This is a genomic window from Mucilaginibacter sp. P4_E8 (assembly GCF_056401495.1).
This window is the reverse complement of record NZ_JBFUJG010000367.1, coordinates 1-1530: the sequence shown is the minus strand read 5'-3', so window position 1 is coordinate 1530 and position 1530 is coordinate 1. Positions and strand designations below refer to the sequence as shown.

Annotated in this window: 1 protein-coding gene; it reads left to right on the top strand. The window is 34.2% G+C overall.

The annotated features are described in order from the left end of the window. A partial coding sequence (locus AC1DRQ_RS31430; RefSeq protein ID WP_477430051.1) for a hypothetical protein occupies positions 1-1516 on the top strand: 1516 nt, incomplete at its 5' end. Positions 1517-1530: the final 14 nt, after the last annotated feature.

The window sequence follows — 1530 nt, the reverse complement described above, 5'->3', positions numbered from 1 at the left end:
AAAGGGTTTTCAAATACAGAAAAACTTTACTGATGCCTTTGTTAAGAATGCTAAAGAGCAAGCAGAAGAAGCACGTGTTGAAGAAATCAAGAAAGAGATTGTAAAAAATGCAAGACTAATAGCAGAAAAGAAAGCATTAGGGGAAGATACCTATAAGCTTGAAGTTGAAAATCAGAGAAAGAAGATCGCAACTCTTGATAAGGATGATAAAGATTACAAGAAAAATTTAGCTGATGCTGAGTCAGAGTTACAGATAATCATCAATACTGAAAGGAAAAAGAATAGCGATAAATACAAAGATTTACTGAAAACTGATCTTGATAACATCAAGAAAAATAATGAAGATGCTAAAAAAATTATAGCAGAAGGTTCTGCATCACAACGTGATCTTGAAATAAAAGATTTACAGTTAAAATATGATGCTGAATTTAAATTACTGGAAAAACGTAGGAAAGATATTGAAGATGACAGGAGTAAGGAACTAAAAGGAATTGAAAATTATAATACAGATTATAATAGGTTGACTTTAGCCAAAAAAATTGAAGAACAGAAAATTAATGACAAATATAATTTAGCCATAAAAGCATATGATGATGAAGTTAATTCTGCTTACCTAACAAGTTTTGAAAAGAAAGCTATAGAGATCAATAAAAAAGCTGATGAGCTTTTAAAGACAAATCCACAGCAAAAGGGAAAGATTGAACAAGATAGGGCTTTTCAATTAAATCAAAATACTGATGAAGCTAATGCTACTTCATCTTCTACACAAGCAAAAACTGATCTATCTATAGCAGAAGATATTAACAGACCTAAAGATTCTGATACACCCGATGAAGCCCGTATAAAAATTGAAAACTTAGCTAAGGCAAAATTTGATGCCGAAAATGCTGCATTTGAATTAAAGAAGGTTCAGTTAACAGGGCAACAGGATGAATTAGCTCAATTAACAGCAGATCATAATAAATCATTAACTGATAATGAAGAAGCAAATGCTAAGGCCCGTAAGGATATAGCAGAAGGGGAAAAGAACGCAAGATTAGCAACATTAGAACAAATAGGAGCAGGTTTACAAGCAGCATCAGATTTAGCAGGAGAAAATACCGTTGCTGGTAAAGCTTTAGCCGTTGCTTCAACCACTGTAAGCACTTATTTAGCAGCACAACAGGCTTATGCATCTCAAATTATTCCGGGTGATCCGACATCCCCATTTAGAGCAGCATTAGCAGCGGGTATTGCAGTTGCAAGTGGTTTAGCTAACGTTAAGAAAATCTTATCTGTACAAGTACCTGGAGCAACAGCAGGTACAGGTGCAGGTTCTGCAACAGCACCACCAGTAATCAACTCAACTGTCATTAACAGGGATAATAATGGCAGTAATGATATACGTGCAGCAGTTGATAACAATGCTAAGGTTCAACAACAAGTTCAAACAAATGTCCGGGCTTATATAGTTGATAAGGATCTGGAGAAGCAAAAAGACAAAGCCAATTACTATAATTCACAGTCTACATTTTAATTAATATTATGTAC